9 protein-coding genes are annotated in these 11116 nt (G+C 73.9%); 6 read left to right on the top strand and 3 right to left on the bottom strand.

From position 1 onward, the window contains the following. Positions 1 to 168 precede the first annotated feature (168 nt). Together ACFYO8_RS20500 and nagA are read left to right on the top strand one after the other, a co-directional pair. The gene (locus tag ACFYO8_RS20500; RefSeq protein ID WP_387257404.1) at positions 169 to 1101 is read left to right on the top strand and encodes an ROK family protein; all 933 of its coding nucleotides are present in this window, start codon (positions 169 to 171) and stop codon (positions 1099 to 1101) included. Next, complete coding sequence (nagA, locus tag ACFYO8_RS20495; RefSeq protein WP_354868714.1) at positions 1098 to 2207, top strand: N-acetylglucosamine-6-phosphate deacetylase; 1110 nt, start codon at positions 1098 to 1100, stop codon at positions 2205 to 2207. The genes ACFYO8_RS20500 and nagA overlap by 4 nt, the downstream gene beginning before the upstream one ends. 12 nt (positions 2208 to 2219) lie before the next feature. Here nagA and ACFYO8_RS20490 read toward each other — a convergent pair whose 3' ends face one another. Beyond that, complete coding sequence (locus tag ACFYO8_RS20490) at positions 2220 to 3428, bottom strand: DUF4032 domain-containing protein (protein ID WP_354868716.1); 1209 nt, start codon at positions 3426 to 3428, stop codon at positions 2220 to 2222. Between the two features lie 111 nt (positions 3429 to 3539). Here ACFYO8_RS20490 and ACFYO8_RS20485 point away from each other — a divergent pair, with 111 nt between their 5' ends. Continuing rightward, the gene (locus tag ACFYO8_RS20485; RefSeq protein ID WP_354868718.1) at positions 3540 to 4331 is read left to right on the top strand and encodes a phosphatase PAP2 family protein; all 792 of its coding nucleotides are present in this window, start codon (positions 3540 to 3542) and stop codon (positions 4329 to 4331) included. Between the two features lie 18 nt (positions 4332 to 4349). Here the strand turns inward: ACFYO8_RS20485 and ACFYO8_RS20480 are convergent, their stop codons facing one another. Then, positions 4350 to 5495 (bottom strand): hypothetical protein, encoded by a 1146-nt coding sequence (locus tag ACFYO8_RS20480; protein WP_354868721.1) that lies wholly within the window; start codon positions 5493 to 5495, stop codon positions 4350 to 4352. A 298-nt stretch (positions 5496 to 5793) separates the two neighbouring features. Between ACFYO8_RS20480 and ACFYO8_RS20475 the strand changes: the two genes are divergently transcribed. Next, on the top strand, positions 5794 to 7032 hold the full coding sequence (locus ACFYO8_RS20475) for an APC family permease (protein WP_354868723.1): 1239 nt from the start codon (positions 5794 to 5796) through the stop codon (positions 7030 to 7032). A gap of 53 nt (positions 7033 to 7085) precedes the next feature. On the opposite strand, the gene ACFYO8_RS20470 is transcribed toward ACFYO8_RS20475, so the two are convergent. Continuing rightward, a complete protein-coding gene (locus ACFYO8_RS20470) occupies positions 7086 to 8870 on the bottom strand; it encodes a potassium channel family protein (protein WP_387188117.1) in 1785 nt (594 codons plus the stop codon). A gap of 87 nt (positions 8871 to 8957) precedes the next feature. Here ACFYO8_RS20470 and ACFYO8_RS20465 point away from each other — a divergent pair, with 87 nt between their 5' ends. Then, positions 8958 to 9437 (top strand): MSMEG_6728 family protein, encoded by a 480-nt coding sequence (locus tag ACFYO8_RS20465; protein WP_354868725.1) that lies wholly within the window; start codon positions 8958 to 8960, stop codon positions 9435 to 9437. 91 nt (positions 9438 to 9528) lie between these two features. Beyond that, complete coding sequence (locus ACFYO8_RS20460; RefSeq protein ID WP_354868728.1) at positions 9529 to 11073, top strand: FAD-dependent oxidoreductase; 1545 nt, start codon at positions 9529 to 9531, stop codon at positions 11071 to 11073. Positions 11074 to 11116 lie beyond the last annotated feature (43 nt).

The following is an 11116-nucleotide window of genomic DNA, read 5'->3' as shown; positions in this document are numbered from 1 at the left end:
CGAACGCACCGAGCGCAGCGAGGGCCGTGAGCGCATGCCCAGCCAGCACCGCATGAGCGAACGCACCGAGCGCAGCGAGGGCCGTGAGCGCATGCCCAGCCAGCACCGCATGAGCGAACGCACCGAGCGCAGCGAGGGCCGTGAGCGCATGCCCAGCTGGCAGACGGCGTGAGTTCACGCGACGAGGTCGTCGTCGCGCTGGACGTGGGCGGCACCGGGATGAAGTGCGCCCTGGTCCGGCCGGACGGCACGACAGTGCACACCGAACGGCACGCCACCGACGCGCAGCGCGGTCCGGAGGCGGTGACCGGCACGATCCTCGACGTGGCCGAAGGACTGGCCGGCAAGGCCCGCGCCGACGGCCGTACGCCGGTGGCCTGCGGCATCGCCGTACCCGGGGTGGTCGACGAGGCGCGCGGGGTGGCGGTCTGGTCGGCGAACGTGGGCTTCCGGGACGTACCCCTGCGGGAGCTGGCCCGCACGCGGCTGGGACTGCCGGCGGCGCTCGGCCACGACGTGCGGGCGGGCGGCCTGGCCGAGGCGCGGCTCGGCGCCGGGCGGGACGCCGGCCACGTGCTGTTCGTCGCGATCGGCACCGGCATCGCCGCCGCCCACGTGGTCGGCGGGTCGGCCGCCACCGGCGCGCACGGCGCCGCCGGGGAGATCGGCCACATCCTGGTACGCCCGGGCGGCCCGCGCTGCGGCTGCGGGCGTACCGGCTGCCTGGAGGCGGTGTCGTCGGCCTCGGCGATCGGACGCCGGTACGCCGAGCTGTCCGGCGCACCCACCACCGCCGCTCAGGTGGCCGACCGGGCGGCGGCCGGGGAACCGCTCGCCGTGGAGGTGTGGCAGGAGGCGGTCGAGGCGCTCGCCGATGGACTCGCCACCGGGCAGGCGCTCTACGATGTGTCGACGGTGGTGCTCGGCGGCGGCCTGGCCCAGGCCGGTCCCGGGCTGTTCGATCCGCTGCGGCGGGCGTTGCGCGAGCGGCTGACGTTCCACCGCGAGCCGCGCCTGGTCGGGGCCGGCCTCGGTGACGAGGCGGGCTGCCTGGGCGCCGCCCTGCTGGCCCTGGACACCCTGGCGAAGGAGAGTCGATGACCCGGCGCGTGACCGGCAAGGTGGTGACCCCGACCGGCGTCATCCGGCAGGGCTGCGTGGAGTTCGCGGACGGGCGGATCACCGCTGTCGCCGAGTACCCGTCGGCGCGCGACGGCCACTGGATCGTGCCGGGCTTCGTGGACATGCACACCCACGGCGGCGGCGGGCACACGTTCACCACCGGCGATCCGGAGTCGGCACGACGGGCCGCCACGTTCCACAGCGGGCACGGCACGACCACGCTGCTGGCGAGCCTGGTCAGTTCCCCGTTCGACCTGATGCGCGACGCCACCGCCGCCTACCGCCCGCTGGTGGAGGAGGGCGTGCTGGCCGGGATCCACTTCGAGGGCCCGTACCTGTCCGCCGACCGGTGCGGCGCGCAGAACCCGGAGTTCCTGCGCGACCCGTCGGTCGCCGAGCTGACCGAGCTGATCGAGCTGGGCGGCGGCGCGGTGCGCATGGTCACGCTCGCCCCGGAGCGGGACGGCGCCACCAAGGCGATCGAGCTGCTGGTGGCGCACGGCGTGGTGGCGGCGATCGGACACACCGACGCCACCTGGGAGCAGACCCGGGCGGCCGTGGCGGCGGGCGCGACAGTCGGCACCCACCTGTTCAACGGGATGCGCCCGGTGCACCACCGCGAGCCCGGTCCGGTGGTGGCGCTGCTGGAGGCCCCGAACGTGGTGTGCGAGCTGGTCGCCGACGGGGTGCACCTGCACGACGGGATGCTCGGCTTCGCCGCCTCGGTGGCAGGTCCGGAGCGGGCCGCGCTGATCACCGACGCGATGGCCGCCGCCGGGATGCCCGACGGCGAGTACGAGCTGGGCGGCCAGGCGGTGACGGTGGCCGGCGGGGTGGCCCGGCTCAGCCGTGGCGGCGCGATCGCCGGCAGCACGCTCACCATGGACGCGGCGCTGCGGCACGCGGTCGGCGCGGGCGTGAGCCTGCCGGACGCCTGCCGGATGGTCGCCACCACTCCCGCCCGCGCGATCGGGCTGGCCGACCGGGTGGGCGCGTTGCGCACCGGGCTGCGCGCCGACCTGGTGGAGCTGGACGACGACCTGAACGTGGTACGGGTGATGCGCGGCGGCGACTGGGTGGAGTGATCCGCCCGGCGGTCAGGCGGTGGGCGCCTCGACGCCGAGCACCGCCTGCTCGTCCGGGCGGTGCACCAGCACGTCGGCCAGGTACGACTGCACCGCCTGACGCATCCCGACGTCCCGTCCGGCCTGCTCGGAGAGCAGCCACTTGTGCTCGATGATCTGGGCGAACAGCTCCTGCGGCTCCAACTTGCGCCGCAGGTGGCCGGGGACGGCCCGGACCACCGGCTCGAAGACCTCGGTCAGCCAGCGGTGCGCCGCCTGCTGCTCGTCGGTCAGGTCGCTCTCCAGCCGGTAGGCGTCCAGGTCGTTGAGGAGCTTGCGGGCCTGGTTCTCCTCCGCGTCCAGGCCGGTCAGGCGCAGCAGCCGCCGGGTGTGGTAGCCGGCGTCCACCACCTTCGGCCGGACCAGGTAGCGCCCGTTGTCGACTGTGGACATGGCCACCTCGGCCACGTCGAAGCCCAGCTCGTTGAGGCGGCGGATGCGGCGCTCGATGTCGTGCCGGGCGGCGCGCTCGACCTGCTGCTCGTAGGTGATCTCGTGCCAGAGCCGCTCGTAGCGCCGCACGACCTCCTCGCAGACCACCTCCGGGTCGATCGACTCGTGCAGCAGGCCGGCGGCCTGGAGGTCGAGCGCCTCGCCGAAGATGTTGACCCGGGCGATCTCCAGGTCCTCGCCGCGCTGGCCGTTCGACAGCGACGGGTGCAGCGCGCCGGTCTCCGCGTCGACAAGGTAGGCGGCGAACGCGCCCGCGTCGCGCCGGAACAGCGTGTTCGACAGCGAGCAGTCGCCCCAGAAGAAGCCGGTCAGGTGCATCCGCACGATCAGCGCGGCCAGCGCGTCCAGCAGCCGGTTCATCGTCTCCGGGCGCAGCGTGTTGGAGAACAGCGCCCGGTAGGGCAGGGAGAACTGGAGGTGCCGGGTGATCAGCACCGGGTCCAGCGGCTCACCGTCGTCGGTCTGCCGGTCGGCCACGATCGCGATGGCCTCGACCGACGGGAAGTCGATCCGTTCCAGCGCCCGCAGCAGGTCGTACTCCCGCTCGGCGACCCGCTCGCCGGTCTCCTTCACCGCGTAGACGTACCCGCCGAGCCGCACGAACCGCACGATGTGCCGGGAGATGCCCTGGGGCAGCGCCACCAGGTGTTCGGCAGGCCACTGCTCCAGCGGGGTCGACCAGGGGAGGTCGAGCAGCGCCGGGTCGACGAGAGCCGAGGTGATCCGCACGGCAACCAGTGTGACCGCTGACCCCCGCGCCGCGCTTCCCTTCGTGGTTGGGCACACAGCCGCCGATGCCCGCGCCGCCGCGACGCCGTCGGCGGCCGGTAGCGTGGTCGCGTGCGTCAGACCTCGGGGGTACGCGGTGACCTGCGGCTGCGGCCGGTCCGGCCGGCCGGGTGGTGGTTCGACGGGCTGCTGCTCGCGGCAGTGGTGGCGCTGACCGTCGCGCTGGCCTCCGGTCACCTGTTCGGCCTCGACCGTGCGGTGGCCGACTGGTCCGACGAGAATCGCCCGGCCGCCGCCCGCTGGGTGGCGATGACGTTGAACCTGCTCGGCCAGGGCACCCCGCTGACGCTGCTCGCGGCCGGGCTCGGCGTGCTGCTGGCGCTGCGGCTGCGTTCGGCACGGCCGCTGCTGCCGCCGGTGATCGGGTTCGTGCTCACGTTCTTCACGGTCGGCCCGTTGAAGGTGTGGACGGCCCGCCCCGCGCCCAGCGCCTCGGTCAAGGAGCCGTTCCTGTCGCCGGAGCAGACGCTGCCGCTGTTCCAGCACGACCTGCCGGTGCGTTTCGCGCAGTCGTACCCGTCCGGGCACGTCGCCAACGCGATCGTCTGGTACGGCGTCCTGGCCCTGCTGCTGGCCCCGCTCGCGCGCACCCTCGGCCGTACCGTGCCGCCCCTGCTGGTCACGGCGATCCGGGTGGTGCCTCCGGCGGTGGTCTTCTGCACCACCGTCTACCTGGGCTGGCACTGGCTGACCGACTCGGTCGCCGGCCTGCTGCTCGGCCTGCTGCTGGACCGCCTGCTGCACCGGGTGCCCTGCGACGGCCTGCCGCTGCCGCGCCGGCTCGGCGACTGGCGGCGCCAGGTCGGCTGGGAGTCGCCGCCAGCCACCTCCGCGACGCGGTGACGGCGGGCGGCGCAGCGCTCAGTCGGCCGTCCGGATCTCCACGATGCTGATCCGGGTACGGGTGCTGTAGGTCAGCCGGCGGCGGCGGTCGCCGTCACCGGGCCGCACCGCCACCTGGATGCGGATCTCGGTGTCCCTCGGCAACTCGACACGTTCGTTCGGCGTGTTCACGACGAACACTCCCCCGGCCGAGGCCGGGTCGATCGACACCCGCTCCTGCGTCAGCAGCGGGGTGTCGCTCTCCCCGTGCCCCGGCCTGGTGTACTCGGCGCGCACCCGGACGAGGTCGTCGCGCCGCAACCCGCGCAGGTCGATGGTCGCCTGGATGCTCACCAGCCCGGTCTGCGGCACGGTCCAGTGGTAGAGGCCGGTCGCCCAGCGGATGGCGTGGAACCGGTCGGTGGTCTCAAGGGTGTCGCCCGGGTGCGCGGTGCTGTGGAAGGTGGCGATCACCTCCCGCTGCGGCGGTCGGGACGTCCGCTCGCCGATCATCCTCGCGAAGTCGTCGGCGGTGCCGCGGAACGCGTCCGCGTCACAGGTGTGCTGACGGCCGATGATCGCCGAATCGGTGTACTGCCAGATCCTTGGCGTCGCCTCCGGGCGGCCGTAACGGACCCACCCCGGTCCGGAGTCCCCGCCGGCCCGCGCGTACGCGGCCTTGAAGTCCTCGGCCACCCGGTACGGGTAGTCGGCGTTCCAGCGCGGGAAGTCGCCCAGGTCGTCGTCGCCGTACTCGCCGCGCGAGGCGTACATCACCGCGACCTTGCCGGTGCGCTGCTCCAGTTCCCGGCCCACATCGACGCCGACGTGCGGCGGCACGTCGTCGGTCGGCCAGCGTTCCAGGTCGATCTGCCAGAAGAACCGGTCGTAGTCGCGCCACCAGGGGGTGTGCCGGTCGGCGTAGTCGATCGCCGTGGTGACCTGGTCCTCGACGGAGACACCGGAGTGCACCACCACGTACATGCCCAGGAACGGGATGCCCGCGTCCTTGGCCGCGGTGAGCATCACCCCGTAGTACTGGCTGTGGAACGTGCCGTCGCGCGACTGTTCCGTGCCCTTGTAGGTCATGAAGTCGATCCCCGCGGCGCGGGCCTCCCGGATCCGGTCGGTGGTCAACCCCCGGTCGACGTCGTAGTCACTGGCGTCCCAGCCGAAGAGCGTCATGTGCGGTACCTCCCGCGGTCGCGGAGCGGACGTTCCCGAAATTGCCGGAGCCGATTCGCGGGCACCTTTGCCCGATCGACGCAGAGAAAACTTCGTCATCGCGATCGGATAATCCGCGCGGGGCATCTGCGAGCCGCGCGGACTTAATCGTGGATCTGTGCGCTGACCTGCATAAATGACTCTACCGAGCAGGCCCGGCATCGACCACCGCTGAGCAGCCTGTAATTATGCAAATGATTTTCGTCAATTGTCCGGGCGGCCGAACCCGCCATTCACCTCGTACCCCTAGGCTGCCGGTGTGGAACTGCTGGCGCGCCGACTCGGCGTACCCGACGCGGTGGTCATCGGTCTCGGCTCGATGCTCGGCGCGGGCGTCTTCGTGGTCTTCGCCCCCGCCGCCGAGGCGGCCGGCGGTCCCGGCCTGCTGGTCGCGCTGGCGGTGGCCGGCTTCATCGCCTACTGCAACGCGACCAGTTCGGCCCGGCTCGCCGCCCGCTACCCCGAGTCCGGCGGCACCTACGTCTACGGCCGGGAACGGCTGCACCCGTTCGCCGGTTTCCTCGCCGGCTGGGGATTCGTGGTCGGCAAGACGGCGAGCTGTGCGGCCATGGCGCTGACCATCGGGGCGTACCTGTGGCCGGGGCGGGCGCGGCTCGTCGCGGTCCTCGCGGTGGTGGCGGTGACCGCGGTGAACCTGCGCGGCATAGGCAAGACCGCCACCGCCACCCGGGTGCTCGTCGCGGTGGTGCTCACGGTGCTCGCCGTGGTGGCGGTGACCGGAGCGCCGCAGGTGGCCGCCGACCGGCTCACCGCACCGGCCGACATCGGCGCGGGCGGCGTGCTGACCGCCGCCGGTCTGCTGTTCTTCGCCTTCGCCGGGTACGCGCGAATCGCCACGCTGGGCGGGGAGGTACGCGACCCGGCGCGCACCATCCCCCGGGCCGTGCCGTTGGCGCTCGGCGCGGTGCTGGCGATCTACCTGACGCTCGCCGTGGTCGCGCTCGGCGTGCTCGGCGCCGACAGGCTGGCCGCGACCGACGCGCCGCTGGTCGAGGTGGTGACCGCCGCCGGGCACCCGGGGCTGGCGTGGCTGGTCCGGACCGGCGCCGCCGTCGCGGTGACCGGGGTGCTGCTGTCCCTGCTCGCCGGCGTCGGCCGGACCACGCTGGCGATGGCGCGGCGGCGGGACCTGCCGGGCGCGCTGGCGGCGGTGCATCCGCGCCACCGGGTGCCGCACCGCGCCGAACTGGCGGTGGCCGCCGTGGTGGCCGCCGTGGTGGCGGTGGGCGACGTCCGGGCCGCGATCGGCTTCTCCAGCTGCACCGTGCTGGTCTACTACGCGATCACAAACGCGTCGGCGCTGACGCTCGGCCCGGACCGGGACCGGCGCGTCCCGGTACGGCTGCTCGCCGCGCTGGGGCTGGTCGGCTGCCTGGTGCTGGCGGTCAAACTGCCGCCGCCGAGCGTGCTCGCCGGGTTCGGCGTGCTCGCCCTCGGCGCGCTCGGGTACGCCGCCCGCCGCCGCCGTCCGGCCTGACGCGCTCGATCGCTCCGGTCCGCCGGTCCGCCGGGCCACTGTCACACGTCCGGTCACTCCCGCGGGTGGCGCGTGGCGGGCGGGCCGGCAGGTGCCGACGGCGGCGCGGGCGTGGTCTGCCGCAGCAGCGCGGTCAGCCCGGCCCGCCGGGCCACCACCGTGAGCCGGTCCCCGGCCTGGATCACCATGCGCGGGTCGGCCGACCAGTCGACCTTCTGGTTCGGCCGGGCGTGCGCGAGCAGGCGTACCTCGCCGGGCCGGGCCACCGCGCTCAGCGGGCTTCCGTCCAGCGGCGAACCGGCCACCACCGGCACCTCGGTGACCAGCAGCGCGTGCCGGGCGACCGGGATGGTGGCGATGACCGCGCGATCGAGCAGGGCCGCCGCGAACGCCGGTGCGGCCAGGTAGGACACACTGCGCGAGATGCCGATGCCGAACGCCTGCTGGATCCGCTCGGCGAAGTCGCCGTCGAACAGCCGCAGCACCACGCGCAGGTCCGGGTCGAGAGACCGGGCGATCAGCGCGGCCCGCAGGTTCGTCCCGTCGTCGGTGGAGACCACCACCAGCGCCTGGCAGGTGTCCACCGAGGCGGACCGGAGCGTCTCCTCCCGGCCCGCGTCGCCCACGATCAGCGGCACCCCCAGCCGGTGCGCCAGCGCGGCACCGCGCGCGTCCGGGTCCTTGTCGATCGCCACCACCTCGACGCCGAAGTCGTGCAACTGCGCCATCACGCGGGTGCCGATCCGGCCCAGCCCGACCAGCACCACGTGCCCGGAACGGTCCGGCTGGACCCGGCCGGCGTGCAGCGCCAGCCGGGCGTTGACGACGCCGTCGACGACGGCGGCCGTGATCAGCGGAATCAGCGCCAGCCCGGCCAGGTTCAGCACCACCTGCATCACCTGGGCCGCGACCGGCTTGTTGACGTCCGGGTCCTGGCCGGTGAGCGTGGTGACCAGGGTCAGGTAGACCGCCTCGCTCCAGCTCACGTCGGCGGCCCGGGCGTTGAGCCAGCCCAGCGCCGCGATCACCGCGAGCAGCACCAGCACCGCGATGCCGATCTTGCGGGTGGCGAAGTGGCGGACCGCGCGGAGCAGCACCGCCATCGGCTGCCGTCGCCGCCGCGCCCGTACCAGCCGCCGCGCGGCCACCTCGGTGCCCGCCGGCCGCCCGGTCGCCTCGGCCAGCACCACGTCGGCCGTCGCCTCGTCGGCGGGCAGCACCCGGACCAGGTCCGGGTCGGTGGTGACGGCCAGGCCGCAGACCATGTCCTGCGGGCGTACGTCGTCGCGGCGGGCCACGTAGAGCGTGCGACCGCCGTGCCGGAAGTGGGTCGGCGCCACCTCGCCCAGCGCGGCGGCGACAAAGGCGGGCGCGGCCATCGAGGCGTCGGAGAGGACCGCCGAGTCGGGGAAGAGCTGCCGCAGCCCGTCCGCCAGGTTGGTGTTGAACATGCGCACCACCAGGCGCAGCCGCGACTCGACCTCCTGTGCGCAGAGCGCGGCGTGCATGTTTCCCACGTCGTCCTGGTGCAGCAGGGCCAGCCCGGCCGCGCCCGCCAGCCCGGCCCGGCGGAACGCCGCCTCGTCGAGGCGCTCGGCCGTGACCACCCGTACCCCCGGCACGTCCCGCCCGTCGGGGCCCTCGGACCGGCGGCGGGCCGGCACCACGAGCGTGACCCGCACCCGGCCGTCGGCGCTGTCGGTGGCGAGCAGCGACCGGACCACCCAGTAGGCGAGCGGGTCGGAGCCGCAGACCACGTAGTGCGGGCGTTCGTCCCCGTTCATCCGGAGCCGCCAGCCGGTCGCGCGGCGCGCGCGGTCACGCAGTGGCTCGGCCATGTCCGGATCGTAGTCAGCCGCTCGCGATGCGCGCAGCCCCGACGATCATGAACGCATGGCGGGTCCGGGTACGGGTAACGCACCGGCATGCAGACGTTCCTGCCGTATCCGGACTTCCTGGCCAGCGCGCGCACGCTGGACCAGAAGCGGCTGGGCAAGCAGCGTGTGGAGGCGATCCAGGTGCTGCGCGGGCTGACCCGGCCGGACTACGGCTGGCGCAACCACCCCGCGGTGAAGATGTGGGCCGGGTACGAGGAGGCGCTGACCCGGTACGGGCTGGACATGTGCGCGGTGTGGTGCGAGCCGGGCCGGGCCGACACCTGCGCCGGCACGCTCGCCACCGACCTGGCCACCGCCTGCGGCGTCTCGCTGATCCGCACCCAGGAGGAGTTGGCCGCCGCCGGTGAACTGCCGCCCTGGCTGGGCCGCGGCGACCTGCACCGCAGTCACCGGTCGTCGCTGCTGCGCAAGGACCCCGTCCACTACGCACGGTTGTTCACCGACGTCTCCCCCGACCTGGAGTACGTCTGGCCGCCGTCGGACCGCCCGCGCCGCTGCCTGCCGTGAAGGGCAGGGCCGCAGATCCGGATGCGTCAGAACGGGTGCCTTCCTTCCGCCTCAGGCAGACTGTGAGCACCGCCGACCGAAGGATGCCCCCGTGAGCCTGTCGCAAGTGGTAGGTCGTCTGATCGGCGTACGCGAGCACGTGGTGGACCCGGGCGGCGGTGGCGCCGACCGCGTGCCGCGCCCGGTCCCGGCGCTCGTGGTGGGCGGCGGAATCGCCGGCATGTCGGCGGCGGTGGTGCTGGCCGAGCGCGGGGTGGCGGTGACGGTGCTGGAGGCCGCGCCGCACCTCGGCGGGCGGCTCGGCGCCTGGCCGGAGGAGCTGCGCGACGGTGTCCAGCGCAACGAGCACGGCTTCCACGCGTTCTTCCGGCAGTACTGGAACTGGCGGTCGATCCTGCGCCGGGTCGATCCGGCGCTGGGCTTCCTCAAGCCGATCCCGGGCTATCCGATCCTGTCCGAGCAGTGGCCGACCGAGGAGTTCGGCAAGCTGCCGCCCGCGCCGCCGGCGAACCTGCTGGCGCTGCTGCTGCGCAGCCCCAGCCTGCGCCTGGCGGACCTGCGCTCGATGGACCGGGACGCCGCGCTGCCGCTGCTCACCTACGACCCGGTACGCACCTACGAGGAGTTCGACGAGCGCACCGCCGACGAGTTGCTCAGCTCGCTGCGGCTGCCGGACCGGGCGCGCGCCATGCTGTTCGAGGTCTTCTCGCACTCGTTCTTCAATCACGAGGCGGAGATGTCGGCCGCCGAGATGATCGCGCAGTTCCACTTCTACCTGCTCGGCAACCCGGAAGGGTTGGCCTTCGACTGCCCGGACCGGGACTACGGCACGGCGATCTGGGAGCCGCTGCCCCGGTACGTGGAGAAGCACGGCGGCCGGGTGCTGACCGGCGCGGCGGCGGCCCGCCTGGACCGTACCGCAGCGGGTTGGCGGGTGACCGGCGCCGACGGTGACGTCTGGGAGGCGCCGCACGTGGTGCTCGCGGTGGACCCACCGGCGCTCGCCGCGCTGGTCGACGCCTCCCCCGGCCTGGTCGCGGCGGCACCCGAGCTGGTGGCGCGGATGCCCGCGTTCGGCCGGCCCGGGCCGCCGTACGCGGTGGCGCGCTACTGGATGGACGGGGACGTCCGGGCCGACCGGGCGGTGTTCAGCGGCGTCTCCCGGCAGCCCACGCTGGACTCGGTGACGCTCTACCACCGGCTGGAGGACGAGCCCCGGCGCTGGGCCGAGCGGACCGGTGGTTCGGTGGTGGAGCTGCACGCGTACGCCTGCGAGCCGGACGTGCCGGCCGACGAGCTGGCCGCGCGGATGCTGCGGGAGCTGACCGCGCTCTGGCCGGAGGTCGCCGACCTGCGGGTACGCGAGCTGCGTGCCCGGGTCGAGGCGCAGGCCCCGGCGTTCACGCCGGGCAGCCACGCCTGGCGTCCCGGAGTGGAGACCGACGCGCCCGGCCTCTACCTGGCCGGTGACGGCATCCGCACCGACTTCCCGAGCGCGCTGATGGAACGCTCTGCGGCCACCGGGATCATCGCGGCGAACCACATCCTGCGCGCCGAGGGGGCGGCGGCCGAGCCGGTCCGCTCGATCCGTCCGCGCGGCCTCCTGGCCGGTAAGACTGGCCCGAAACACCCATAAGCGAACAAAAACGGCTCTACGCTCGACTGATCCGGTGACACGG

Source organism: Micromonospora sp. NPDC005257, from assembly GCF_042872445.1.
Classification (GTDB): domain Bacteria; phylum Actinomycetota; class Actinomycetes; order Mycobacteriales; family Micromonosporaceae; genus Micromonospora.
The sequence above is the reverse complement of the archived record's forward strand: the minus strand, read 5'-3'. Positions and strand labels throughout refer to the sequence as shown.

What these genes read in the sequence shown, in the direction of transcription:
- ACFYO8_RS20470 (WP_387188117.1), bottom strand. Translation starts at nt 8,870, where the DNA reads ATGGCCGAGCCACTGCGTGACCGCGCGCGCCGCGCGACCGGCTGGCGG.
- ACFYO8_RS20480 (WP_354868721.1), bottom strand. Translation starts at nt 5,495, where the DNA reads ATGACGCTCTTCGGCTGGGACGCCAGTGACTACGACGTCGACCGGGGG.
- ACFYO8_RS20465 (WP_354868725.1), top strand. Translation starts at nt 8,958, where the DNA reads ATGCAGACGTTCCTGCCGTATCCGGACTTCCTGGCCAGCGCGCGCACG.
- nagA (WP_354868714.1), top strand. Translation starts at nt 1,098, where the DNA reads ATGACCCGGCGCGTGACCGGCAAGGTGGTGACCCCGACCGGCGTCATC.